Below are 24,463 nucleotides of genomic sequence, written 5' to 3'. Positions count from 1 at the left end.
GTAAAAAAGAGGGTGTGGCGGGGTGTTCATAAAGCTCAGCGGGGCCTGAACATGCGAAAGAGGTTGTCGGGGGTGACGGCGAAATAATCGGCCGGGCCACCGCCGCGAAGAATCGGCTCGGCAGCCGCCGTGTCGTAAATGCCGTCTTTGAGCAGATGCCTTGCAATGTACACGCCGACGACTTCGCCCAGGACCAGCCACGTGGACACCGGCACGCCATTGGCGCCTTGCAGCTGCAGGATTTGGGTCAACTTGCACTCAAAAGAAACCGGGCTTTCCTGTACGCGCGGCACGGCAATGCGTTGCGAGGCCGCGGGCGTGAGGCCGGCCAGTTCGAACTCGTTGACCTCGGGCGGCACCATCGCGCAGGAGCGGTTCATGGCCTCGGCCAGCGGCCGCGTCGCCAGGTTCCAGCCGAACTCGCCGGTCTCGCGGATGTTGTGCAGGCTGTCTTTGGCGCCAATGCTGGCGAAACCGATGATGGGCGGCGTGTAGTTGAAGGCATTGAAAAAACTGTAGGGCGCCAGGTTGAGCTGCCCCTTCGCGTCCTGCGACGAAATCCAGCCAATGGGGCGTGGCCCCACCATGGCGTTGAAGGGATCGTGCGGCAGGCCATGGCCTTTGGCGGGCTCGTAGTAGTGAAAGTCCTGGCCCATCACGCGGCCATCCGCTGTTGTTCGGTATCCTGCAGCACGCTGCGCGCCAGGGCCTCCGCAACCTTGATGCCATCCACGCCGGCCGACAAAATGCCGCCGGCGTAGCTGGCGCCTTCGCCGGCCGGGTAGAGGCCGCGCACGTTAACACTTTGCAGGTCTTCCCCACGGCTGATGCGGATCGGTGAGGAAGTGCGCGTTTCCACGCCGGTCAACACCGCATCGTGGGTGTCAAAGCCCTTGATCTTTTTGCCGAATACTGGAAAGGCTTCGCGCATGGCCTCGATCGCATACGCAGGCAGGGCAGACGACAGGTCGCCGATGGTCACGCCCGGCTTGTAGGACGGAGTGATGCTGCCCAGCGCGGTCGAGGGGCGGCCCGCCACGAAGTCGCCCACCAGCTGCGCCGGCGCCTGGTAATTGCTGCCGCCCAGCACAAACGCGTGCGATTCAAGCTGGCGCTGCAGCGCGATACCGGCCAGCGCGTCGCCCGCCTCGAAACCGGGGTAGTCGCGCGGGTCTATGCCCACCACGATGCCGGCATTGGCGTTGCGCTCGTTGCGTGAATACTGGCTCATGCCGTTGGTCACCACGCGACCGGGCTCCGAGGTGGCGGCTACCACCGTGCCGCCCGGGCACATGCAAAAACTGTAGACCGAGCGGCCGTTGCTGGCGTGGTGCACCAGCTTGTATTCCGCCGCGCCCAGTGAGGGGTGGCCAGCATGGCGGCCCCAGCGCGCACGGTCGATGATGCCCTGCGGATGCTCGACCCGAAAGCCGATGGAAAACGGTTTTGCTTCGATGTACACACCGCGCGCATACAGCATGGCAAAGGTGTCGCGCGAGCTGTGGCCCAGCGCCATCACCACCTGGTCGGCACGCATCTCGTGGCTCTGGCCCGTGGCCTGGTCCAGCACCGTGAGGCCGCGCAGCTGTTTGCCTTGCGGGCCGTCCTCGATGAGCACGTCGGTCACGCGCTGCTCGAAGCGGATCTCGCCGCCCAGGGCGACGATCTGCGCGCGCATGTTCTCGACCACCTTCACCAGCTTGAAGGTGCCGATGTGCGGATGCGCTTCGAACAGGATGTCGGCGGGCGCGCCGGCTTTCACGAATTCGTTCATCACCTTGCGGCCCAGGTGGCGCGGGTCCTTGATCTGGCTGTAGAGTTTGCCGTCGGAAAAAGTGCCGGCGCCGCCTTCGCCGAACTGCACGTTCGATTCCGGGTTGAGCACGTTCTTGCGCCACAGGCCCCAGGTGTCGCGGGTGCGCTGGCGCACCGTCTTGCCGCGCTCCAGCACGATGGGCTTGAAGCCCATCTGCGCCAGCAGCAAGGCTGCGAACATGCCGCAGGGGCCGAAGCCGACGACGACCGGTCGCAGCGGAAGGGCCGCAGGCGCCTGGCCTACGGTGCGGTAGGCCATGTCGGGCGTGGGAAAGATGTGCGGGTTGCCGGAAAATTTCGCCAGCAGCGCGCCTTCCTGGGCTGCATCGGCCAGCGTGACATCGACGATGTAGACCTTGAGCAGCTCTGCCTTGCGGGCGTCAAAGCTGCGCTTGTGGATGTGGACGTTCTGCAGGGCGGCTGCGGCAACGCCCAGTGTCTGGGCCACCAGGGCGGGCAGGGCGCTTTCCGCGTGGTCCAGCGGAAGCTTGAGTTCGGTCAGGCGAATCATGAAAAGGGGCTCGTGTTGATCAAGCAACCCGCATTTTAAAGGCCTGGCGGATAATGGGCCCCGTGAAGCACGCCAGACCGCCGCTGGTGCAATCTGGGAAACCAGGCACTGGAGGAACGTCCGGACTGCACAGGACAGCGTAGGAGGTAACACCTCTCCACCGTGAGGTGAGGATCAGAGCAACAGAGACGAGTCGGCCCTGGGGCAACCCCGGGCCGGGTGAAACGGGCAATCTCTACGCGCAGCAATACCAAGTAGGCCAGCGTTGATGTGGTTCCGCAGAGCTGGCGGGTAGGTAGCATTGAGCCGCGGGGGCGACCCCCGGCCCAGATTAATGGCGGTCACGCCGGGCTTTCTCCAAGGGGCCCGGTGCACAGAATCCGGCTTATCGGCGGGCTTCACACTTATAAAAAAAGCCCCGTTCAGTGATGAACGGGGCTTTGTCTTTGGGCCTTGCCGGCCCTGCGTGCACTGCCTTATTTGGCGGGAGACGCGGCGGCAGCCGGTGCCGGTGCGGTGCCTGCAGCCGCGGCTGGCGCCTTACCGAAGTACTGGGCGAAAATCTTGTCGTAGGTGCCGTCGGCCTTGATATCTGCCAGGCCCTTGTTCAGTTTTGCGAGCAGCTCGGCGTTGCCCTTTTTCACGGCCAGGCCGTATTGCTCGGGTGCAAAGCTGGCGTCGGCGATGGTCTTGAACTTCGAGCCGGTGTTGTTGTTGACGTAGTGTTCCACCACGCCGTTGTCGGCGACCACGGCGTCCACGCCGCCGGCTTCCAGCTCTTTCAGTGCCAGTGGTGTTGCCTCAAAGCGCTTGATGTTGGCGCTGTCCTTGCCTTGCAGCTTGGTGATGACTTCGTCACCCGTCGTGCCGTTCTGAACGCCAACCTTGAGTTTCTTGAGGTCATTGAACTTGGCGATCTTCGAATCCTTCTTCACGGCGATCAGTTGCTGCGCGTCAAAGTAAGGGGACGAAAAATCCATGGTCTGCTTGCGCTCGGCCGTGATCGTGATGGCCGAGACCAGCAGGTCGCGGTCGCCCTGGTTCAGGGAGTTAAAGATGCCTTCCCATGGCGTGTTCAGGAACTTGACTTCGATGCCGGCCTTCTGTGCCACGGCCTTGACGACTTCGATGTCGAAACCGACGATCTCGCCTTTGTCGTTCTGGGATTCAAAAGGTACATACGCGGCGTCCGTGCCGACGACGTACACCTTGGCTGCGGGTGCGGGTGCCGAGGCGGCAGGAGCGGGTGCGCTGGCTGCGGGTGCCGGCGGCTCGGTCTTGCTGCAGGCGGCCAGAACGATACCGGCGACCAGGGTGCCGGCGGTTTGCAGGAAACGTCGCGTTGAGATGGAGTAGGAAGACATGAAGTCCCTCAAAAAGGTTGAAATGATGGTGATGCCCGTCAAGCCATGCGGTCAGGCACGGCCTCCGGCATACGAACAAAAAGTATAAACCGCGGCCCTGGGTCAAACAGCCCCTTTCAGTAGCCTTGGTGACTGTTCATGGCCTTGACGCCGGTATATACCCTTACGTACGGTCCAAGGTTTAGCAACTTTCACGCCACAGTAGTGCGGGTACTCAGTGGTGGGCTGCAAATCAATAGCGATGCCCGGCGCGTGTGCAGAAATCGTTAATGGACAAGGCCCAGCTCACGCACGCGGTCCACATGCGCCAGCAGCGAGCGTTTGGCCACCGGCCAGATACGCGGGTCCACGTCGTCGTAGGCGCCTGCGACCCAGTCGTCGATCGTGCCTTCCGGGTGGGCCTGCATCACGCGCATGATCTTGGCTTCGCGCTGCAGGCGATGCGCCTTGAGCCGGGCAATCGCATTCTTTGCGTCCGCCAGTACGTAACCATGCGCCGGGGCAATGAAGCCGATCTGGTGTTCATCGCAGGCGGCGCTCAGCGCATCCAGTGAATCCAGGTAGGCACTCATGTCGCCGTCGGGCGGGTCAATGACCGTGGTGCTGCCGTTGAGGATGTGGTCGCCGCTGAACAGCAGGCCGTCTTCTACCAGCACCAGGCACACATGGTTGGCGGCATGGCCGGGTGTGTGCAGCACCTTCAGGGTATGGGTAATTTCTCCTTCCAGCCCTTTGCTGGCGAGCGCGAGCAGCTCCTGATTTGATAGCGACCGGTCTGGCGAGAAGGCGCTGGCGGCGCGCGCCGTGGGTGCCGAGGGCAGGCCCAGAATCGGCGGCGCAACGCTGCACATGGCCTGCAGCGGTTTGGCGCCGGGTGAATGGTCGGGGTGCGAGTGGGTGCACACAATCATGCGGATGTCGCCGCCGGCCGCCCGCCAGAGGCGTTGCAGGTGCTCGTGATCGGCCGGGCCGGGGTCGATGGCGATGTAGCCGCTGCCTGGGTCGCCGACCAGGTAGCTGTTGGTGCCCGGCCCGGTCATCACGCCGGGGTTGGGCGCCGTCAGGCGCATCACGTTGTGGAGCAGCGCCACGGGCTGTGATGTCTGCCAGTCGAGTGCGTGCACGATCTGCCCGTCCGGGCAGGTCAGCGCCAGCTCACCATAGGGCGCTTCGTGTTCCATATAGCGTGCCTCCCTGCCGGCCAGCAGCCCGGCACGCGGGCAGGAGGTCCAGAGCGGGACTTCGGACGCGCAGGCCGCCAGCACCGAGGCCACGTCGGGGTAGTGCTGCAGCCTTTCCAGCGTGCGTATGGTGGGGAAGATGATGAAAAATCCTCCCGCCGCGTGCCGCGCCAGCGCCTCGGCCGGCCGCACCCAGACCGGCTCAAACTGCTCTGCCTCGTCGGCCACCGGGCTCTGGCCCTCGGGCATGCGCGCGACCAGGAAGGGCACGTCAAAACGCCGCGGCAGGTCGCGGTCGGTGACCCAGTGCGCCAGCACAAACACCTCGTCGCCCGCCAGCGTCAAGCCGCGCTCCCGGCATTGCGCGGCAAAGGGCGCCTTGCGGTCCAGCGAAGCGATGTCGGCGGTCGTGGCATAACTGCCGTCGGCATGGCGTGCCAGCAGCACGCCGAGTTCCTCAAAACTTTCGCGGATGGCCGCGATGGCCTGTGTCAGGTGCAAGTCGCTTTGCGTGGCCCGCCGCGTGGACTGTGCCTGCGCCAGGGCATCGGCCGGGTCGATGCCGCCGCCGGGGAAAACATAGGCCCCCGGCGCAAAACTGGCGGTCATGGAGCGCCGTGTCATCAGGACTTCGATGCCGTGCGGGGTGTCGCGCAGCAACAGCACGGTGGCCGCCGGGCGTACAGGCGCGGGTTCGCGCGAAGGATGGAGCAGTTGGGAAGGACGTGGCATCCGCAAATTATGGCTTCGGGGCTGCGCGGGCGTTGCCGGCGGGCTTTGGAGGGTTTTCTGCTCTGCAATGCCAGGGCAAACCAAGCGTATTGCCCCGAATTCCTTCAAAACAACGGCCGGTGGGTGCGAAATGGCCGATTCACCTCTTTAAGCGCCGGCTTCGCACCGCAGATAATTCCCCCATGCGAATCCGATTCACCAAAATGCAGGGCGCGGGCAATGACTTTGTCATGCTCGACGAAACCCGCGCCCCGCTGGGCCTTTCCACCGCGCAATACCGTTTCCTGGCCGACCGCCACTTCGGCGTGGGCGCCGACCAGATTCTCTCGGTGCGGCCGCCGCCTGCGAATGCGGGGGAGGGCATCGACTTCGAGTACGTGATCCACAACGCCGACGGCGGCGAAGTTGAGCAGTGCGGCAACGGGGCGCGCTGCTTTGTGCGCTTTGTGCGCGAGAAGGGGCTGACGACAAAGGACGTCGTGAGGGTCAAGACCCTGAGCGGCATCATCGAGCCGCGCATGCAGGCCGATGGGCGTGTCACGGTCGACATGGGTGCACCGGTGTTTGACCCCGTACGGATTCCTTTTGATGCGTCGGGCCTCACGCCCGTGGTCCAGGGCTCATGGCAAAAATGGCCGCTAGCGCTTGATGGACGGGCGCAAGCAGCTCCTCTTTTGATAGCGGCCTTGTCGATGGGCAACCCGCATGCGGTGCAACTGGTGGACGACGTGGACGCTGCGCCGGTGCTGCAAACCGGTCCGCTGATTGAAAACCACGTGCGTTTTCCGCGCCGTGTGAACGCCGGCTTCATGCAGGTGGTCTCGCGCAGCCAGATCCGCCTGCGGGTCTTTGAGCGCGGCGCGGGCGAGACGCTGGCCTGCGGCACGGGCGCCTGCGCGGCAGTGGTGGCGGGCATACGCTGGGGCCTGCTGGATGCGCGGGTCGATGTGATGACGCGGGGCGGACAGCTCACCATTGAATGGCCGGGCCAACTGGATGCGCCTGTCATGATGACCGGCCCGGCTACGACTGTATTCGAGTCCGAAATCGAAATCCCTGACGGGATTTGAAAACCGCCTTTCGACGAAAGCGGATGTAACGCGGGCACCCTGCGCCTTTGCGCCCGCCACAAAACTGAGGACAATGCCTGCATGAATCCAACCGAACACCCCATCACCGAAGACGACATCGCCAACTTCCTGGCCAACACGCCCGACTTCTTCGAGCGCCACGCCGAACTGCTGGCTTCGGTGCAACTGTCCAGCGGACATGGCAACCGTGCCGTCAGCCTGCAGGAACGCCAGGCCTTGATGCTGCGCGAAAAGATCAAGGGGCTCGAAACCCGGATGGTCGACATGATCCGCCACGGGCAGGACAACGTGGCCATTGCCGACAAGATGCAGCGCTGGACACGCAAGCTGCTGCAGGCGACCCAGGCGCGCGACCTGCCGGGCGCCATCGTCGAGGGCATCACCGGCGAATTCCTGATCCCGCAGGCCGCCATCAAGGTCTGGGACGTGAACGGGATTTTTTCGGATGAAAGCTTTGCGACCGATGTGAGCGAGGACGCCAAAACCTTTGCATCGTCATTGAGCGCACCCTACTGCGGCGTCAATTCGGGCTTCGAAGCGGTCAACTGGCTGCCCGAGCCCGCAGTGGCGTTGTCGATCGCGCTGATACCGCTGCGCGCCGCAGCGGGCGCGGAAGTCTCGGGCCTGCTCGTGCTGGCCTCGCCCGACCCGGAACGCTTTCACAGCGGCATGGGCACGGATTTCCTGGAGCGCCTGGGTGAGCTGGCCGGCGCGGCGCTGACGCGGTTGCGGCCCCAGCCGGTCACGACCGAATAGGCACCGGGGCCATGCACCACGGCCATGACGCAAACACCACAAACGCCGCCTTCCGCTTCTGAATCCGGCAGTGGGCAGCCGGTGCCGCCGCCTTCCGATCCGCTGGTCGAGCGTTACCTGGAGCATGTGCGGGTGGAAAAGCGCCTGGCCCAGCGCACCGTGGAGCTCTACGCGCTCGACCTGCAAAAGCTTGAAGCCAATGCGCACCAGGCCAGGGTGGCGCTTGTGGCGGTACAAAACGTTCACATGCGGCGCTGGGTGGCGCAAATGCATGGTGCGGGGCGCAGCGGCCGGGGCATTGCTCTGATCCTCTCAGGCTGGCGCGGCTTTTACACCTGGCTGGGCCGCGAAGGCCTGATCAGCGGCAACCCCGTGCAGGACGTGCGGGCGCCCAAAGCCGCCAAGCCCTTGCCCAAGGCATTGAGCGTGGATGAGGCCGTGCAGCTGGCGGGCTACCAGGCCGACGCCGCCGATGGCGACCCGCTGCTGGAGCTGCGCGACCAATGCATCACCGAACTGCTGTACGGCTGCGGCCTGCGTATCGGCGAGCTGGTGGGCCTGGATGTGAAGGCCAGTGCGCACGCGCGCGGCTGGATCGACACGGATGCGGCCGAAGCTTATGTGCTGGGCAAGGGGTCCAAAAGGCGCAGCGTGCCGGTCGGCCGGGCTGCGCTGCAATCGCTGCAGCAGTGGCTTGCCGCGCGGGCCGGCTGGGCGCGTGAAGACCATGCGCTTTTTATCAACCAGCGCGGCACCCGCCTGACGCCACAGCACATACGGGTGCGGCTGAAGCAGCGCTCGCTCAAAGCGGGGCTGGCCACGCCGGTGCACCCGCACATGCTGCGCCACTCCTTTGCCAGCCATGTGCTGCAGTCCAGCGGTGATTTGCGTGCGGTTCAGGAGCTGCTGGGCCATGCCAACATCACGACCACGCAGGTCTATACCCGGCTGGATTTCCAGCACCTGGCCAAGGTGTATGACGCGGCGCACCCGCGGGCCCTGTCGAAAGCCGGAAAGGCCGGCGCGGGCGCGCCGGCGTCGCCAGGAAGCCTGGTGAAGGCGGACAAAGACGCTAAAGACAAAGCCTGAGCATGGCACCAGCACTTGGTGCCCAGGCGGTGCTCAGGCCGGACTGGGGCGGTCGCGCCTTGCCGGACGTGCCGGCGGCACGTCCCCGAGCATGAATACGGCCCGCTTGCTGTCGGCCGGGGCAGCGGCCAGGCGCTCTTCAAGCTGGGTCAGCAGGCCCTGGGCGTTGGAGCCCTGGTAGGGCACCAGGGCGTACGCGACATGCACCTGTGCGACGCAGTCCACGTGCAGGCCTTTGTAGGGCATGAGGCAGCGCGCCACGATGCGCGGCCCGAGCGTGCCGGCGTCTTCGGCATTGAAGGGGCCTTCGACCAGCATGCCGAAGCGCCGCTCCGACAGCCGCGCGGCGCTGTCGATCTCGCGTGCGGTGGACAAAAGGCGCTCAGCCACGTGCAGCGGCAATTCTTCGGCGGCCTTGCGCCCGAAGTCGCGCTGGATCTGCTCGGAGTTGACCAGGTCGATGATCATCACCGCGCTTTGGTGGCGCAGCCGTTCGGAACGCGCAATCATGCGGATCAGGCGCTCGGCAAACACGTGGCCGTTGATCAGGCCGGTGGCCGGGTCTACCCGGTCCAGGCCCTGGATGCGGCGGATGTTTTCGCGCCGGTGCTGGCTGCGCAGCATCAATACCAGCATGGCGATGGGCAAATGCAGCGCCACGCCCAGCTGCATGCCGTGCTGCGTCAGAAAACCGATGGGCACCAGTTCGGCATTGCGGGCCATGGTCCATCCGGCGGCGGCCAGCACCGGCACATACGCCAGTATCAGCCAGGGCGCAAACCGGTCGCCGCGGCGCCAGGCCCAGCCCATGACCAGCACGCTGCTGAATTCCAGCAGCAGCACGATGGGGATGAACAGCCCCATGCGCGATGCAGAGGGCACCAGCGCCAGCACCACAGCCGCCAGCACGCCCAGCGCGGCCTGGCCCACCATCAGCCAATGCAGGCGCAATGAGCGTTCGGGCAGGGCCACCACCGCGGAAATGAACAGCAGGGTGGCCGACACCGCCAGCATGGGCAGCACGGATGTCGAAATGTCGCTCCACCCCGGCCACGCCGGCCACAGGTGCAAGCCCGCGATGCCGGTGACGGTCGCCTGTGTCAGGCCCATCAAGGTCACGCAGAGGGCGTAGTAACCGTACGCGGTGTCGCGCAGTGAAATGGCGCCCAGCGCCGAGATCAGCGCCGCCAGCCCCGTCAGCCCGAAGAAGATGCCCAGGATCAGGGAAACACGTTGTTCTGAGTGGCTCAGGTGCCCTTCGCTGATGAACTGCAGCGGCGCGCTGAACGCATGGCCGTTCTCCAGGCGCAAAAGGTAATGGGTGGGTACCTCGGCCGACAGCGCGATGGGTAGCAGGGGATGGCGGTGCGGCACCGGCCATTTGTCTACCGCCACCAGGTCGCCGGCGCGCTGCTCGTTCCAGCGGCCGACACCGTCCAGGGTATACAGCGAAGCCCGGTCGATGGACGGGTACGGAACCTCAAGGTACCAGCGCTCTGCGTCCGGCGCCGGTGGCACGTTAAAGCGCACCCACATGGCCTGACCGCTGGTCACCGGGTAGATCGCATTGCCGTGTGTTGGCTTCCAGGGGAGGTCGGGGGTGGCGGCAACCTGCTCGGGAGTGAACTGGCCGGTCGTGTCTATCCAGTAGTCGCCCCAGTCCTGCAGTGCGACAGGTTCTGTCTGGGTGTCCAGATCCAGTATGGTGCGCGACCGTGCATCCAGGCTGGTCAGCGCCAGCAGCGAGCCCATGAACAGGCTGATAACCAGCCCCAGCAACAGGGCACGGGCCGCAATGGGCGTGCGAATCGCCGGGCTTGCCAGCGGCCCGTGTTTCTTCCATCGCCGCGAAAATGAGGTCAAAAACATTAACCTGCGATTGTCGCAAAACTTTCACGAAAATTACACCGAGCTGTCAAATCGCTGTCAGTCGGGTCATTTGCCCGGGTGGACGTCCGGTGCTCAGGAGGGGGCGATACCATCAGCCGCGACAATAGCGCCATGAAAATAATTCGACTGCGGGACGGCAAGGAGCGCTCATTGCTGCGGCGCCATCCCTGGATTTTTGACGGCGCCATCGCCAAGGGGGGCGGTGACGCGGGCGAGACTGTGCGGGTGGAAAGCCATGCCGGCGAATTTTTGGGCTGGGCGGCGTTCAGCCCGGCCTCCAGGATCCGGGCCCGGGTCTGGAGCTTTGACGAAGCCCAGCGCATCGACGCGGCCTTCTTTTCAGCGCGCATCGCCCAGGCCCTGAAGGCACGGGAGCTGTTTGACATCCAGAGCGACGGGCGGCGGCTCATTCACGGCGAATCCGACGGCCTGCCCGGCCTGGTGGTGGACCGCTATGCAGACACGCTGGTGGCGCAGTTTTCCAGCTGCGGCGCGGAAAAATGGAAAAGCGTGATTGTCGAAGCCCTGCTGGCCCAAACCGGCCTCACGCGCCTTTATGAGCGCTCCGATGCGAGTTCGCGGGCCCTGGAAGGTTTGCCCGAAGTGACCGGCTGGCTGGCCGGCTCGGGCGAAACCGGCATCACCATCATTGAACACGACTGGAAGCTCAGCCTGGACGTGGCCGAAGGCCACAAAACCGGCTTTTACCTGGACCAGCGCGACAGCCGGCAGAAGTTTGCCGCCTACACGCGCCGCCTGCAGTTCGGCCAGGTGCTCAACTGTTATTGCTATACCGGCGGCTTCACCGTGGCCGCGCTGGCCGGCGGTGCCGGGCACGTCACGTCCATCGATTCGTCCGGCCCGGCGATCGAGCGGGCCCGGGCCAATGTGGCACTGAACGGCTTTGACGCCAGCCGCACTACCTTGCTGGATGCCGATGTCAATGCCTCGCTGCGCCAGTACCAGAAGGAAGGCCGGATGTTCGACGCCATCGTGCTGGACCCGCCCAAATTCGCGCCCACGGTGACGCATGCCGAGCGTGCCGCCCGTGCCTACAAGGACATCAACCGGCTGGCGTTGTCGATTCTGGCGCCCGGCGGCGTGCTGTTTACCTACTCGTGTTCGGGTGGGGTCAGCGCCGATCTGTTCCACAAGATCGTGGCCTCGGCCGGCATCGATGCAGGGGTGGACGCTTTCATTTCCGAGCGCATGGGCGGCGCACCCGACCATCCCATGACGGTGGCCTTCCCGGAAGGCGAGTACCTGAAGGGGCTCGTGCTGGTGAAACGGGTGGGTGGTTGATTTTTTTGTATAAATAGTGGCTGCAGGCCAATAAAGACGGGCGCAAGAAGCTACTAAAAAGATAGCAAATACGGGGCGGAAATTACCGGCCTGCGCTGGGTTTTGGGCCCCTCTGCTTGACACAACCTGTAAAGTAACTGCTGGCCAAGGTGGTATTCAGTCCGGCGGCGCGGCCGGCTTGAACCCGCCGCTAAACTCCCCCACCTGTGTGGCTGCGACCTGCTTCGCCCTTCGCGCTACCCCTGCAATTCCTGTTTTTAGGTAACACCATGAGCTTGATCCCCGTCACCATCCTCACCGGCTTCCTGGGCTCCGGCAAAACCACGCTGCTCAAGCGCGTGCTGACCGAGGCGCACGGCCAGAAAATCGCTGTTATCGAGAACGAGTTCGGTGAAGAAAACATCGACAACGAAATCCTGGTCAATGACACCGAAGAAAACATCATCCAGATGAACAACGGCTGCATCTGCTGCTCGATCCGCGAAGACCTGCGCGAAACACTGCAGTTGCTGGCCGCCAAAAAGCGCAAGGGCCTGCTGGACTTTGAGCGCGTGGTCATTGAAACCACCGGGCTGGCCGACCCGGGGCCGGTGGCGCAGACGTTTTTCATGGACGAGGAAATTGCCGAGCAGTACCTGCTCGACTCGATCCTGACCCTGGTCGACGCCAAACATGCCGCGATCCAGCTCAACGACCGCCAGGAGGCGCGCCGCCAGGTCGGGTTTGCCGACCAGATATTCATCAGCAAAACGGACCTGGTGGCCAAGGACGAAGTGGACGCGCTGATGCACCGCCTGAAGCACATGAATCCGCGCGCGCCCCAGAAAGCGGTGCATTTCGGGGAAGTTGCCATCAAGGACGTGTTTGACCTGCGCGGCTTCAACCTCAATGCCAAGCTGGACATCGACCCCGACTTCCTCAAGGAGGATGACCATGCCGGGCATGACCACGATCATGACCATGAGCACGGGGAGCACTGTGATCACCCCTCACATGCCCACGACGCCAAAGACGGGCATGAGGGCCATGGCCACCATCACCACCACGACGATGACGTCAAGAGCTTTGTGTTCCGGTCCGACAAGCCCTTCAGCCCCGCCAAGCTGGAGGACTTCCTGGGTGCGGTCGTCAACATTTACGGCCCGCGCATGTTGCGCTACAAGGGCGTGCTGAATATGGAAGGCACCGACCGCAAGGTGATTTTCCAGGGAGTGCACCAGCTCATGGGCAGCGACCTTGGACCCGCCTGGGCCGAGGGCGAGAAGAAAAACAGCAAGATGGTCTTCATCGGCATCGATTTGCCCAAAGATATTTTTCTGCAGGGCCTGGAGCAATGCCTGGTTTGAGGTAGGCTGTCCGCCTGTGGCCTGTAAAAGGCGGAGGGCTCCATGTTTGTCTCGATTCTCCAACGATTTGTTCCAAGGGTGCTACGGCAGGCTGCGCAGCCGCTACAATCGCGCGCCGACCAAAATACCCGGAAAATCAATTCGGGAGGCCAGCCAGGCACAAAATCGGCTACAAAGCGGATTGAAACCCACCCAGTTGTGGTTTTCGAGGCTGGCAGGCGGCAGACAAACCAGGAAATCTGGCAACAGGTAGGGTTGAACTGCGCTGTAGCGGTTTGGCCAGGAAGCCGCCGCGGGGGGCCATGGGCCATTCCGGGGCTGCTTCCCAGAGGAGACACATTGTGAACGCCCAAGCAAAAAAGACCAAGACACCTGCCAAACCGGCCGCCAAGCCCGCATCGAAAGCCAAGCCGGCGCCAAAGCCCGCCGCCAAAGCTGTGAAGAAAGCGGCCAAACCTGTTGTCAAAGCCAAGCCGGCACCCAAACCCGTTGCCAAAAAAGCCGCCAAGCCGGCTGTCAAGGCTGCTTCCACGAAAAAGCCTGCCACCGCAGCTGTCAAGAAAACCGCTGCCAAGCCCTTGCCCAAAGCAAAGGCCGTCGCCAAACCCGTCAAGCCCGTGCTCAAATCTCCCCCAAAACCTGCGGCAAAGCCTGTTGCAAAATCAGCTGCCAAGCCCGTTGCAAAACCGGCCGTAAAACCTGCAGGCAGCACCAAGCCGGCCCCCGCCGCCGTGGTGGTACCCGCCCCGGCACCGGTCAGGGCCGGGCTGATAGCCCCGCCTCCACTGAAACCCGGCAGGCGCAGCTCCGCCCGCGTAGCCACCCAGTCACCCCCTCCCGCACCCATGGTGCCAACCCATGCGCCTGACGCAGCCAAAGCCAGTTACTCCACAATGACCGAACGCGTGATCGCGCCGCCACCCCAGGCGGCGGCCAAAAAAGACCCCAAGCTCGCCAACAACTGGAAGACCAAATCCGCCGAGCAACTGACCGACGACGAAGTCAAGGCGATGCCGGACTCCGAGTACATGAACGAAAAGCAGCTGGCTTTCTTTCGCCACAAGCTGTCGGTGCTCAAGCAGGACATCCACAACAGCGCCGGTGAAACCACCGAGCATCTGCGGGAAGACACCGTTGTGGTGCCCGACCCGGCGGACCGCGCTACGATTGAAGAAGAACACGCCCTTGAATTGCGCACCCGTGACCGGGAACGCAAGCTGCTCAAGAAGATCGAACAGTCGATTGCCCGCATCGACTCCGGCGACTACGGTTATTGCGATGAAACCGGCGAACCCATCGGAGTAGGCAGGCTGATCGCCCGCCCCACGGCCAATTTGTCCCTGGAAGCGCAGCAACGCCGGGAACTCAAACAGAAGATGTTTGGCGATTGATCCCAGATTACCGGTTGAAGTTTATTTAATCGTCCTGCCATGTCCAAAGAAGATACCGCTTCAGGCTTGCTCTCCAAGATGGTGAAGTTCGTCCGGAATCCGGCCACGAACTGGTCGGATCTGGACGGCGCGCAAACAGACCGCGACGAAGCCATGAGCAAGCAATTGCTCAAGGAAATGATTGAGCGCAAGCGGCAAAACGACTTCGTGCGCAAGCGCGAATTCGACATGCTGCGCAAGATGCGCAAGCGTGAAGCCATGGTGGGTGTGGGCCAGGACCCCGGTGGCCGGCCCTCCTTCTTCCAGAGCAGCATGCCTTCCAAGCCCGACGACAGGGCCACCACGCTCAAGAAGATCGACGAGATCGAAGCGCAGATGTCCATGCAGTGGTGGAAAACCAAGAATGGCGGCATGCCGGACAACTCGGTGCACGCGCCCTTGCAAAGCCCTTCCACTCAGGCGCCCCCCATGCTGGACAATGCATTGCCCACCGCATACAGGGCCACGGCGCCGGCAGGTTTGCAGCAGTTGAACGCCGCCAGGTTGGCAGCCGAGCAGCAGGCGGCCCGGGAAGCCGCTCACGAGCCCTCCCAGACCCAGCCCGATTCCCTGTCTGTTGCGCTGGCTGCAGCCCGGTCTGCGCCTCCTCCCCAACCTCCTGCCAAACCTCCTGCCATTGGCGGCCTGGCGGGTATCGGCGGCAGTTACGATAGCGGCGGCGGTTCATCCGGCTTTTCTCCTTCCAAGCTCACTGCGGTGGACGTGGAGGAAGTGGTTGCCCATGACGCAGAGCTGGAGGAGGCCGCTATCCGGTTTGCCAATGGCGACGATGCGGGTGCCGAAGCCGGCCTGCTGGAAATTCTTGCGCCCGGCGCCGTACGCGCGGGCCACCCGGATACCTGGCTGACCTTGTTTGACCTGTACCGGGCCACGGCCCAGCAGGATAAGTTTGAAACGGCAGCCATCCAGTTTGTCGAGCGGTTTGACCGTTCGGCACCGCAGTGGTTCTCCATGCCTGACATGGTGAAAATGCTCAGCGTTCCTGCGCCGGGCAAGGCTGCCACCAATGCCAATGGCCCCGCTGTTGATTGGGTCTGTCCCTCTGTATTGGGTATACAGACCGTGGCAGCCCTCAAGGCGGCCACCGCCAAGGCGCCCATGCCATGGCGCCTGAACTGGAACAACCTCAAAACCATCGAGCCTGATGCTGTCGAGCCTTTGTACAAAGTCTTCAGCGGGTGGGCGACCCAGCCTGTTCAGCTGCGTTTCATGGGTGATACGCAGTTGCAGAAGGTGCTGCAGAACGCCACCCCTTCAGGCAGCCGCGATACCGCCCAGCAATGGTGGCTTTTGCGCATGGAGGCGCTGCGTGTAACGCATCGCCCCGACGACTTTGAATTGGCCGCACTCGACTTTTGCGTCACCTACGAGGTCTCCCCGCCAGCCTGGGACAGTGCACGTTGCGAATACAAACCGATCGATGCGCAGGGCGGCGTCACGGATGGGTCGGCCATCATTGGCGACGTGTACCGTGATTCCGTGTCCTCCAGTCTGAGCGCCATTGATGGAGACACCCAAATGGATGCACCGAGTTCACAGATGAGCAATGTGCTGTCGGTCGAACTGTCAGGCCAGATCCAGGGTGATGCGATAGCGGTGCTGGACAAACTGGAAGTCAAGCTTATGGGCGCAGACATGATGCTGATCTCCTGTGCCAAGCTCATTCGCGTGGATTTTTCGGCCGCGGGAACGCTGCTGAACTGGGTGTCAGCCCGCGAAGAAGAAAACCGGTCAGTGCAATTCACGGAAGTCAACCGCCTCGTTGCAGCGTTCTTCAATGTGATCGGCATCACTGAGCACGCAAGGGTCACCGTCCGCATCGACTGACCTCGCGGCCTTTCTACTGGCCGATTTGGGTAGTGTTGTCATGCCATTCGGCGTCTATGCCGGGATTGGCCCGCCAGGTCTTCCCCTGTACTTTCTGCACCGTATCCTTCAAAAAACACGCCATTCCTGCGGTCACGCCCATTCTTGTTATGTGGGGGCCGTTACCTGCTATATTTTTTATAGCCATGCCATGCTTGCACTGTGTAAAAACAGGTCGCTGAGCGTTCGAATGGATGGAAATAGTCCCACTTTTCCCGTTTTGACGGGCGCTCAGTTGCCGGCGCTTAAAGCAATACTTTCAGTGCGCCGCCTAAGTGCTTAATTTAGAACACTTTTTAATATAGGCGCTAGATCCGAAGATACTCCTAAGTCCTTGATTTCATTGAAAAAATTTGTTTCAAATCCCTTGTTTGCAAATGGTTTCCTGCTAAAGTGGGGAAAAGTGCAATTTAGTGGTGAAAAGTGTTTTTCAAGGATTTGTAGCAGTGTTTCAAGGCGCTTCATCGTTAGTTCTCGATACCAAGGGTAGGCTCTCCGTGCCTACCAGGCATCGTGACGTGCTGAGCGCCACCGCTTCCGGCCAACTCACCATCACCAAACATCCGCACGGGTGTCTCATGATTTTTCCCCGCAACGAGTGGGAAAAATTCCGTGACCGCATCGCTTCGTTGCCGATGCAGGCGCAATGGTGGAAGCGCATCTTCCTCGGCAACGCGATGGACGTCGACATGGACGCCACCGGCCGTGTGCTGGTGTCGCCCGAATTGCGCGTGGCTGCCGGCATCAGCAAAGATACGGTGCTGCTGGGCATGGGTGGTTATTTTGAGCTTTGGGACGCCGCCACCTATGCAGCCCAGGAGGCCGAGCAAATGAAGGGCGAGATGCCCGATGTCTTCAGAGACTTTTCGTTCTGAAAGAAGACGGTGAACGGCACATGGACACACCGCACCGTCTTGTTGAACGAAGCCATAGCGGCGCTTCTTGTCAACCCGGACGGCCACTACGTCGACGCGACCTTCGGGCGCGGCGGGCATTCGCGGTTGTTGCTGTCGCAGCTCTCACCCCAAGGACGGCTTACCGCCTTCGACAAGGATCTCGACGCCATTGCCGAGGCGCACACCATCACCGACCCGCGGTTTTCCATCCGTCACGAGGGTTTCATGCATTTGGGTCAGTTGCCCGTCGCCAGCGCGGCTGGCGTGCTGATGGATCTGGGTGTGAGTTCACCGCAGATCGACAACCCGGTGCGCGGTTTTTCTTTTCGGCAAGAGGGGCCTTTGGACATGCGCATGGACACCACGCGTGGCCAGAGCGTGGCCGAGTGGCTGTTGGATGCATCCATAGAAACCATGGCGGAGGTGATTCGTGAATATGGCGAAGAACGGTTTGCTCAACAGATTGCAAAGGCGATTGATCGTCGCCGACAGGAACGGGGCCCTCTTCGAACCACCGCTGAGCTGGCCGAAGTCGTGGCTGGCGCGGTCAAAACCCGCGAGCCGGGCAAGGACCCTGCAACGCGCACATTTCAGGCTCTTCGGATTTTCATCAACGCCGAGCTTGAAGAGCTGCAACAGGCGCTAGCTGCGTCGCTGAAAGTTCTCCAACCGGGAGGCCGTCTGGTGGTGATCAGTTTTCATTCGCTCGAAGACCGCATCGTCAAGCAGTTCATCGCCGCACATTCGCGCGAGGTGTTCGACCGTCGCGCGCCTTTCGCCGAACCCAAGGCCATGCAGCTCAAGGCGCTTGGCCGCACCAAGCCCAGCGCAGAAGAGGTCGACGGCAACCCACGCTCGCGCAGCGCCGTGATGCGCGTGGCTGAGCGCACCGAGGTGACGGCATGAACCCCGTAGTACGCGAAGCGACAAACGTGGGGGGCCTACAAAGGGCGACAGGCATTTCATGCCAGCCGGGGCCGCGGAACCGGCTTTGCCGGGCCGCAGGCGCAGCGGCCCCCTCGGGGGGCAGCGCAGTACGCGAAGCGACAAGCGTGGGGGTCATATCATGGCCAGACTGAACATTGTGCTGCTGCTCGCAGTGTTGGCCAGCGCGCTATATCTTGTACGCACCCAATACGAATCGCGCCGCCTTTATGTCGAGCTTGAAAAAGCGGCAGCGGAGAGCCGGAAAATCGAAACAGACAACGAGCGCCTGCAGGTGGAAAAGCGCGCGCAGGCTACCCCCCTGAAAGTGGAGAAGCTGGCCAAAGAGCGCCTGCAGATGCGCACGGTGACGCCTGCCATCACGCAATACGTGACCTACAAGGACGAGCCTGTGGCACCGGCGTCGGCACCGGGGGGTGTCAAGCCATGAGCCGCAGCGTGCTTTACTCGTCGAGCCCTTTGCTGGCCAGCAAAACGCCCGTCTGGCGCAGTAAATTCATTGTGGCCGGCGTAGCGCTGGCTTTTGCCGGGCTGGCGGGGCGGGCTGCTTACATCCAGATTTTCGGCAATGAGTTTTTCCAGCGCCAGGGCGAAGTGCGATTTGCGCGTACGCTGGAGCTGCCTGCCAATCGCGGCCGCATCCTTGACCGCAACGGATTGATCCTCGCTTCCAGCGTGCCGGCGCCCAGCATCTGGGCCATTCCGGAAGATGTCGAGGCGAGCAAGACGCAACTGGCGGAACTGGCCAGACTGCTGGAAATGCCATTGGCTGAACTCAACAAAAAGTTGGGCGAAGAGGACAAGACCTTTGTCTGGATCAAGCGCCAGGTTGATGAGCCTGTTGCGCAAAAAATTCACGCGTTGGGCATTAAGGGAATTTACCAACGCAAGGAATACAAGCGCCAGTATCCGGAAGGTGAAACTGTGGCCCATGTGGTGGGTTTTACCAATGTCGAGGATCGTGGCCAGGAAGGCATTGAGCTGACCTTCAACAAGGACCTGGCCGGAAAGGCGGGATCACGCCGCGTGATCAAGGACCGCCTGGGCCGCGTCGTCGAAGATGTCGGCGAGCAGGTGCATCCGGTCGAAGGCAAAGACATTCAGCTCAGTATTGACAGCAAGGTGCAATTCTTCGCGTACCAGAAGTTGCGTGACGCGGTCATCGCGCGCAAGGCGAAGGCCGGCAGCGTCGTTGTGCTGGACTCTACGACCGGCGAGGTGTTGGCCCTGGCGAACTATCCCAGCTACGTGCCCGACAAGCGGAAAAACCTGACCGGTGAACAGCTGCGCAACCGTGCCCTGACCGACACATTCGAGCCCGGCTCCACCATGAAGCCGATCACGGTCGCCATGGCGCTCGAGGCCGGACGCATCAAGCCGCAAACCATCATCGAAACCGGGCCCGGCCGCTACAACATTGGCGGCTTCACCATCAGCGATACGCACAACTACGGCACGCTGACGGTTGAAGGCGTCATCCAGAAATCCAGCAACGTCGGCGCGCTGAAGATCGCACAAAAGATGAGTCCGCAGGAAATGTGGGAGACCTACATGGCACTGGGTTATGGGCAAAAGCCGCAGATCCAGTTCCCAGGCGCGGTTACCGGACGTGTGCGGCCCTGGAAGACCTGGCGACCTGTCGAGCAGGCGACCATGGCCTATGGTTACGGGCTGTCGGCCTCGCTGTTCCAGATGGCGCACTCCTACACTGCCTTCGCGCATGACGGCCAGATCATTCCCGCCACCATGCTCAAAAGCAGCGAGCCCGCCGTGGGTGTACAGGTCTTTTCCGCAGAGAACGCGCATGCCGTTCGCCGGATGCTGCAAATGGCCGCCGCACCCGGTGGTACTGGCCCGTTGGCGCAAACGGTGGGTTATTCGGTAGGCGGCAAATCGGGAACGGCGCACAAGCAGGTCGGCAAAGGTTATGCCACCAACAAATACCGCGCATGGTTTACAGGCATGGCGCCTATCGAGGCCCCGCGCATCATCGTTGGCGTAATGATCGATGAGCCCAGTGACGGCAATTACTTTGGTGGCGTGGCCGCTGCACCTGTCTTCAGCGAGGTGGTGCAGCAAACGCTTCGCATGATGGGCGTGCAGCCTGACATGAGCGTCAAGCCCCAAATCACCACCCAGGCCGTGGAGGAGTCGTTTTGAGCGCACAGCTCCACACCCCTGAACAAGCCGCCGGCTGGCTGCGTGAGCGCGTGAGCGGCAGCTTGCACACGGACAGCCGCAGGCTGACTCCGGGCGACGGCTTTATCGCCTGGCCCGGTGCCGCGACCGACGGGCGCAAGTTTGTGGGCAGCGCATTGAATGCGGGTGCTGCTGCCTGTCTGGTCGAGCAGGAAGGCGCGGCCGCCTTCGGTTTCCATGACGAAAAGATTGCCGAATACGCCGGTCTCAAGGCCGCGACCGGGCCTATCGCCGCCGTCTACTTCAACCAACCTAGCCGGCAGTTGCGGGTTTCCGCTGTGACCGGCACTAACGGCAAGACCTCCACCGCCTGGTGGCTGGCGCAGGCTCTGGGCCGGCTGGGTCACAAATGCGGCGTCATTGGCACGCTGGGCATAGGTGAGCCTGGTGCCATGGTTTCCAACGGCCTGACGACGCCCGACCCGGTGCTGTTGCAACAGGAGCTTCGGCGCTTCGTTGACCAGGGCTTTGTCGCCTGCGCGCTGGAGGCCTCCTCCATCGGCGTGGTCGAACACCGCCTGGACGCGACCGCCATTGAAGTTGCGATTTTTACCAATTTCACGCAGGACCACCTCGACTACCACGCTTCCATGCAAGCCTACTGGGAGGCCAAGGCCGCGCTGTTCGGCTGCCCGGGTCTCAAGGCGGCGGTCATCAATATTGACGACGCCAAGGGTGCAGAACTGAAGGAGTCGCTCGCGGGGAGCGGCCTGGACCTCTGGACGGTGTCCTGTGCGGAGCCGGCGCGCTTGCAGGCGCGCAAGATCGAGCATGGCACTGATGCCTTGAGCTTTGAGGTGACGGAGGGTGCCGAAAGCCATACGCTGGCTGCCCGACTGGTGGGCCAGTACAACGTGTCCAACCTGCTCGGTGTGCTCGCGGCCCTGCGCGCCATGGGTGTGTCGCTGGCCGATGCGGTCAAGGCCTGTGCCGGCCTGCTGCCCGTGCCCGGGCGCACCGAGACGCTGGCCGTCCCGGGCCGGCCGCTGGTGGTGATCGATTACGCCCACACGCCCGACGCTCTTGAAAAGGTGCTGCTCGCGCTGCGGCCGGCAGCGGCACACCGCAATGGACAGCTCTGGTGCGTGTTCGGTTGCGGTGGTGACCGCGACACCACCAAGCGTCCGTTGATGGCAGCCGTAGCCGAAAAAAATGCCGACCAGGTGGTTGTGACCAGCGACAACCCGCGCAGCGAGAATCCGCTGGGCATCATCTGCCAGGTCTTGCTGGGCCTGAGCCACCGCGATGCCGTGCACGTTCAGGCCGACCGGTCAGCCGCCATCACGCACGCCTTGAGCCTGGCCCGCCCCGAAGACATTGTGCTGCTGGCAGGCAAGGGCCACGAAAGTTTTCAGGAAGTGGGCGGTGTAAAGCTTCCCTTCTCCGACCGCGAGCATGCGCAGGCGGCGCTCGACGCCCTGGCTTCGCCCAAGCAGGAGGGCCGGCCATGATGCGCCTGCAGCAGGCCTTGGGCTGGTTACCCGCTGCTCGCCTCGTGGGTGGCGGCGGCGTTCAGGCCTTGCGGGTCAACACCGACACGCGCAGCTTGCAGGCGGGCGACCTCTTTGTGGCGCTCAAGGGCGACCGCTTCGATGCCCATGATTTCCTCGCACAAGCCAAGGCACGGGGCGCAGTCGCGGCGATTGCCCATCATGGCCTGGCGCAAGCCGGCCTGCCGGGGCTGGAAGTGCCCGACACGCGCGTGGCGCTGGGTCAACTGGCTGCCGGTTGGCGCTCCCAGTTCCGTCTGCCACTGGTGGCGGTGACGGGCAGCAACGGGAAAACCACCGTCACGCAAATGATCGCGGCCATCTTGCGCGCCTGGAAGGCCGACAAGGCCTTCGCCACTGAAGGTAACCTGAACAACGACATCGGTGTGCCGCTCACGCTGTTGCGCCTGTCGGCCGCGCACGAAGTGGGGGTGGTTGAGCTGGGTATGAACCACCCGGGCGAGATTGCCTATCTGGCCGAAATTACCAGGCCTACCGTCGCGCTGGTGAACAATGCGCAGCGCGAACATCTGGAATTCATGGCCACGGTGGAAGCGGTGGCGCGCGAAAACGGCTCGGTATTCGCGTCGCTGGATGCGGGCGGCACGGCGGTCTTTCCGGCCGACGACGACTACACCCCGCTGTGGCGTGAGCTGGTCGGCAAGCGCAAGGTGCTGACCTTCGCTCTCTCGGGCGCCGCCGATATCACAGGCACCGCGCAATGGGAGGGCGGCTGCTGGAAGGTGGTGGCTACGACCCCGGCGGGCAACACCGATTTCTCTCTGCACATCGCCGGCCGGCACAACGTCAAGAACGCCCTGGCCGCCGCGGCTTGCGCCCTGGCAGCGGGCGTTCCCTTGGCATCCGTCTCCGTGGGCCTCACGGCTTTTGTGCCGGTCAAGGGCCGTTCCCGTGCCATCGGCGTGGCCCTGCCGGGCCGGGTGTTGACGCTGGTCGACGACAGCTACAACGCCAATCCCGACTCCATGCGCGCCGCGCTGGAGGTCCTCGCCGAACTGCCCGGCCCGCGCCTGATGGTGATGGGCGATATGGGCGAGGTCGGCAACCAGGGACCGCAGTTCCACGATGAAGCCGGGCGCCATGCACGCGCGCTGGGTATTGAAAAATTGTTCACATTGGGCGAGCAGTCAAAGCATGCCGCGGCCGGTTTCGGCGGCGCGCAGATTTTCGGCGACATGGACGAACTCGCTGCCGCCGTGCTGGCCGAGCTGCCTCACACCGGCAGCTTGCTGGTCAAGGGTTCGCGCTTCATGAAGATGGAACGCGTGGTCCAGGCCATCACGGCCAAGGCGCAAGATCAAAAACAACATCAACAACTTCAGAAGGACGAGCCCCATGCTGCTTAGTCTGGCCCAGTGGCTTCAGTCAATCTCCCCCGAATTCGGGTCCTTCAGGGTGTTCCAGTACCTGACGTTCCGTGCAGTCATGGCCGCGCTCACAGCACTGCTGATCGGTCTGCTGGCCGGCCCCTTTGTGATCCGGCGGCTGATCTCGCTGAAGATCGGGCAGCCGATTCGGGAATACGCAATGCAGACCCATTTGAGCAAGAGCGGCACGCCCACCATGGGCGGTGTGCTGATCCTGCTGTCCATCGGAATTTCCACGTTGCTGTGGTTCGATTTGTCCAACCGTTTCGTCTGGATCGTCCTCATCGTCACGTTGGGCTTTGGCGCCATAGGCTGGGCAGACGACTGGCGCAAGGTCGTCCTCAAGGACCCGGAAGGCATGCGCTCGCGCGAGAAGTTCCTCTGGCAGTCCATTATCGGCCTGGTGGCAGCGCTCTACCTGGTGTTCAGCATTTCTGAAAGCTCCAACATGAGGGTGCTGGAGTTGTTCTTCAGCTGGGTGCAGTCGGGCTTTGATGTGAACCTGCCGCCCAAGGCCGGGTTGCTCGTGCCTTTTGTCAAGGAAATCAGTTACCCGCTGGGTGTGTTCGGGTTTGTGATCCTGACCTACCTCGTGATCGTGGGTTCGAGCAATGCCGTCAATTTCACCGACGGGCTGGACGGCCTCGCCATCATGCCCGTGGTCATGGTGGGCTCCGCGCTGGGTGTATTCGCCTACGTGACCGGCAGCTCGGTCTATTCCAAATACCTTTTCTTTCCGCACATTCCGGGTTCCGGCGAACTGCTCATTTTCTGTTCGGCCATGGCAGGCGCCGGCCTGGCGTTCCTCTGGTTCAACACGCACCCGGCCCAGGTCTTCATGGGCGACGTGGGCGCGCTGGCGCTGGGTGCCGCGCTGGGCACCATCGCGGTCATCGTGCGCCAGGAAATCGTGCTGGCCATCATGGGCGGCATCTTTGTCGTCGAAGCCCTCTCCGTGATGATGCAGGTGACCTGGTTCAAGTACACCAAGAAACGCTACGGCGAAGGCCGCCGCATCCTCAAGATGGCGCCGCTGCACCATCACTTCGAGAAAAGCGGCTGGAAAGAAACTCAGGTGGTCGTGCGTTTCTGGATCATCACCATGCTGTTGTGCCTTGTCGGCCTTTCCACCTTGAAGCTCAGGTAACAGG

19 protein-coding genes and 1 other RNA gene are annotated in these 24,463 nt (G+C 62.8%); 15 read left to right on the top strand and 5 right to left on the bottom strand.

Annotation, left to right across the window (positions count from 1 at the left end):
* Positions 1 to 35: 35 nt before the first annotated feature.
* Complete coding sequence (locus AC1D11_RS12675) at positions 36 to 656, bottom strand: flavin reductase family protein (RefSeq protein ID WP_477648690.1); 621 nt, start codon at positions 654 to 656, stop codon at positions 36 to 38.
* Positions 656 to 2,326, bottom strand: a complete 1,671-nt coding sequence (locus AC1D11_RS12670; RefSeq protein ID WP_477648660.1) for an NAD(P)/FAD-dependent oxidoreductase — start codon at positions 2,324 to 2,326, stop codon at positions 656 to 658. The genes AC1D11_RS12675 and AC1D11_RS12670 overlap by 1 nt, the downstream gene beginning before the upstream one ends.
* Before the next feature lie 64 nt (positions 2,327 to 2,390).
* Here AC1D11_RS12670 and rnpB point away from each other — a divergent pair.
* An RNA gene (gene rnpB / locus AC1D11_RS12665) (RNase P RNA component class A) lies at positions 2,391 to 2,730 on the top strand.
* A gap of 72 nt (positions 2,731 to 2,802) precedes the next feature.
* Here rnpB and AC1D11_RS12660 read toward each other — a convergent pair.
* A complete protein-coding gene (locus AC1D11_RS12660; protein WP_477648661.1) occupies positions 2,803 to 3,690 on the bottom strand; it encodes a basic amino acid ABC transporter substrate-binding protein in 888 nt (295 codons plus the stop codon).
* A 266-nt stretch (positions 3,691 to 3,956) separates the two neighbouring features.
* Positions 3,957 to 5,603: an MBL fold metallo-hydrolase gene (locus tag AC1D11_RS12655; protein WP_477648662.1), complete on the bottom strand. Its 1,647-nt coding sequence runs from the start codon at positions 5,601 to 5,603 to the stop codon at positions 3,957 to 3,959.
* Between the two features lie 182 nt (positions 5,604 to 5,785).
* Between AC1D11_RS12655 and dapF the strand changes: the two genes are divergently transcribed.
* The 3 genes from dapF (at position 5,786) to AC1D11_RS12640 (ending at position 8,539) form a co-directional block, all read left to right on the top strand.
* Positions 5,786 to 6,673 (top strand): diaminopimelate epimerase, encoded by an 888-nt coding sequence (gene dapF / locus AC1D11_RS12650; RefSeq protein WP_477648663.1) that lies wholly within the window; start codon positions 5,786 to 5,788, stop codon positions 6,671 to 6,673.
* Positions 6,674 to 6,754: 81 nt separating this feature from the next.
* Complete coding sequence (locus AC1D11_RS12645; protein WP_477648664.1) at positions 6,755 to 7,450, top strand: DUF484 family protein; 696 nt, start codon at positions 6,755 to 6,757, stop codon at positions 7,448 to 7,450.
* Positions 7,451 to 7,474: 24 nt separating this feature from the next.
* Entirely contained in the window at positions 7,475 to 8,539 is a 1,065-nt protein-coding gene (locus AC1D11_RS12640) for a tyrosine recombinase XerC (protein ID WP_477648665.1), read from the top strand.
* Between the two features lie 33 nt (positions 8,540 to 8,572).
* Here AC1D11_RS12640 and AC1D11_RS12635 read toward each other — a convergent pair whose 3' ends face one another.
* Entirely contained in the window at positions 8,573 to 10,402 is a 1,830-nt protein-coding gene (locus AC1D11_RS12635) for a sensor domain-containing diguanylate cyclase (RefSeq protein ID WP_477651449.1), read from the bottom strand.
* A gap of 138 nt (positions 10,403 to 10,540) precedes the next feature.
* On the opposite strand from AC1D11_RS12635, the gene AC1D11_RS12630 reads away from it, so the two are divergent.
* The 11 genes from AC1D11_RS12630 to mraY all read left to right on the top strand — a co-directional run bounded on the left by AC1D11_RS12630 (position 10,541) and on the right by mraY (position 24,459).
* The gene (locus tag AC1D11_RS12630; RefSeq protein ID WP_477648667.1) at positions 10,541 to 11,731 is read left to right on the top strand and encodes a class I SAM-dependent rRNA methyltransferase; all 1,191 of its coding nucleotides are present in this window, start codon (positions 10,541 to 10,543) and stop codon (positions 11,729 to 11,731) included.
* Between the two features lie 269 nt (positions 11,732 to 12,000).
* A complete protein-coding gene (locus AC1D11_RS12625; RefSeq protein WP_477648668.1) occupies positions 12,001 to 13,077 on the top strand; it encodes a CobW family GTP-binding protein in 1,077 nt (358 codons plus the stop codon).
* A 341-nt stretch (positions 13,078 to 13,418) separates the two neighbouring features.
* Positions 13,419 to 14,468, top strand: coding sequence for an RNA polymerase-binding protein DksA (gene dksA / locus AC1D11_RS12620; RefSeq protein WP_477648669.1), 1,050 nt, complete (start codon positions 13,419 to 13,421; stop codon positions 14,466 to 14,468).
* 39 nt (positions 14,469 to 14,507) lie between these two features.
* Complete coding sequence (locus AC1D11_RS12615) at positions 14,508 to 16,355, top strand: STAS domain-containing protein (RefSeq protein ID WP_477648670.1); 1,848 nt, start codon at positions 14,508 to 14,510, stop codon at positions 16,353 to 16,355.
* Between the two features lie 485 nt (positions 16,356 to 16,840).
* Positions 16,841 to 17,269, top strand: coding sequence for a division/cell wall cluster transcriptional repressor MraZ (gene mraZ, locus AC1D11_RS12610; RefSeq protein ID WP_477648691.1), 429 nt, complete (start codon positions 16,841 to 16,843; stop codon positions 17,267 to 17,269).
* 9 nt (positions 17,270 to 17,278) lie between these two features.
* Positions 17,279 to 18,196 carry a 16S rRNA (cytosine(1402)-N(4))-methyltransferase RsmH gene (rsmH, locus tag AC1D11_RS12605; protein ID WP_477648671.1) on the top strand — a complete coding sequence of 306 codons (918 nt, stop codon included), beginning with the start codon at positions 17,279 to 17,281 and terminating at the stop codon, positions 18,194 to 18,196.
* A 160-nt stretch (positions 18,197 to 18,356) separates the two neighbouring features.
* The gene (ftsL, locus tag AC1D11_RS12600) at positions 18,357 to 18,665 is read left to right on the top strand and encodes a cell division protein FtsL (protein ID WP_477648672.1); all 309 of its coding nucleotides are present in this window, start codon (positions 18,357 to 18,359) and stop codon (positions 18,663 to 18,665) included.
* Positions 18,662 to 20,395, top strand: coding sequence for a peptidoglycan D,D-transpeptidase FtsI family protein (locus AC1D11_RS12595; protein ID WP_477648673.1), 1,734 nt, complete (start codon positions 18,662 to 18,664; stop codon positions 20,393 to 20,395). Before ftsL ends, AC1D11_RS12595 begins: the two co-directional genes overlap by 4 nt.
* The gene (locus AC1D11_RS12590) at positions 20,392 to 21,885 is read left to right on the top strand and encodes a UDP-N-acetylmuramoyl-L-alanyl-D-glutamate--2,6-diaminopimelate ligase (protein ID WP_477648674.1); all 1,494 of its coding nucleotides are present in this window, start codon (positions 20,392 to 20,394) and stop codon (positions 21,883 to 21,885) included. Before AC1D11_RS12595 ends, AC1D11_RS12590 begins: the two co-directional genes overlap by 4 nt.
* Positions 21,882 to 23,291, top strand: coding sequence for a UDP-N-acetylmuramoyl-tripeptide--D-alanyl-D-alanine ligase (locus AC1D11_RS12585; RefSeq protein WP_477648675.1), 1,410 nt, complete (start codon positions 21,882 to 21,884; stop codon positions 23,289 to 23,291). Before AC1D11_RS12590 ends, AC1D11_RS12585 begins: the two co-directional genes overlap by 4 nt.
* Positions 23,281 to 24,459 (top strand): phospho-N-acetylmuramoyl-pentapeptide-transferase, encoded by a 1,179-nt coding sequence (gene mraY / locus AC1D11_RS12580; RefSeq protein WP_477648676.1) that lies wholly within the window; start codon positions 23,281 to 23,283, stop codon positions 24,457 to 24,459. The genes AC1D11_RS12585 and mraY overlap by 11 nt, the downstream gene beginning before the upstream one ends.
* Positions 24,460 to 24,463: the final 4 nt, after the last annotated feature.

The organism is Polaromonas sp. P1_E11 (assembly GCF_056405995.1).
The sequence above is the reverse complement of the archived record's forward strand: the minus strand, read 5'-3'. Positions and strand labels throughout refer to the sequence as shown.

What these genes read in the sequence shown, in the direction of transcription:
- AC1D11_RS12595 (WP_477648673.1), top strand. Translation starts at nt 18,662, where the DNA reads ATGAGCCGCAGCGTGCTTTACTCGTCGAGCCCTTTGCTGGCCAGCAAA.
- AC1D11_RS12645 (WP_477648664.1), top strand. Translation starts at nt 6,755, where the DNA reads ATGAATCCAACCGAACACCCCATCACCGAAGACGACATCGCCAACTTC.
- ftsL (WP_477648672.1), top strand. Translation starts at nt 18,357, where the DNA reads ATGGCCAGACTGAACATTGTGCTGCTGCTCGCAGTGTTGGCCAGCGCG.
- dapF (WP_477648663.1), top strand. Translation starts at nt 5,786, where the DNA reads ATGCGAATCCGATTCACCAAAATGCAGGGCGCGGGCAATGACTTTGTC.
- AC1D11_RS12625 (WP_477648668.1), top strand. Translation starts at nt 12,001, where the DNA reads ATGAGCTTGATCCCCGTCACCATCCTCACCGGCTTCCTGGGCTCCGGC.
- AC1D11_RS12615 (WP_477648670.1), top strand. Translation starts at nt 14,508, where the DNA reads ATGTCCAAAGAAGATACCGCTTCAGGCTTGCTCTCCAAGATGGTGAAG.
- AC1D11_RS12585 (WP_477648675.1), top strand. Translation starts at nt 21,882, where the DNA reads ATGATGCGCCTGCAGCAGGCCTTGGGCTGGTTACCCGCTGCTCGCCTC.
- AC1D11_RS12640 (WP_477648665.1), top strand. Translation starts at nt 7,475, where the DNA reads ATGACGCAAACACCACAAACGCCGCCTTCCGCTTCTGAATCCGGCAGT.
- AC1D11_RS12655 (WP_477648662.1), bottom strand. Translation starts at nt 5,603, where the DNA reads ATGCCACGTCCTTCCCAACTGCTCCATCCTTCGCGCGAACCCGCGCCT.
- AC1D11_RS12670 (WP_477648660.1), bottom strand. Translation starts at nt 2,326, where the DNA reads ATGATTCGCCTGACCGAACTCAAGCTTCCGCTGGACCACGCGGAAAGC.
- AC1D11_RS12660 (WP_477648661.1), bottom strand. Translation starts at nt 3,690, where the DNA reads ATGTCTTCCTACTCCATCTCAACGCGACGTTTCCTGCAAACCGCCGGC.
- AC1D11_RS12675 (WP_477648690.1), bottom strand. Translation starts at nt 656, where the DNA reads ATGGGCCAGGACTTTCACTACTACGAGCCCGCCAAAGGCCATGGCCTG.
- mraY (WP_477648676.1), top strand. Translation starts at nt 23,281, where the DNA reads ATGCTGCTTAGTCTGGCCCAGTGGCTTCAGTCAATCTCCCCCGAATTC.
- AC1D11_RS12630 (WP_477648667.1), top strand. Translation starts at nt 10,541, where the DNA reads ATGAAAATAATTCGACTGCGGGACGGCAAGGAGCGCTCATTGCTGCGG.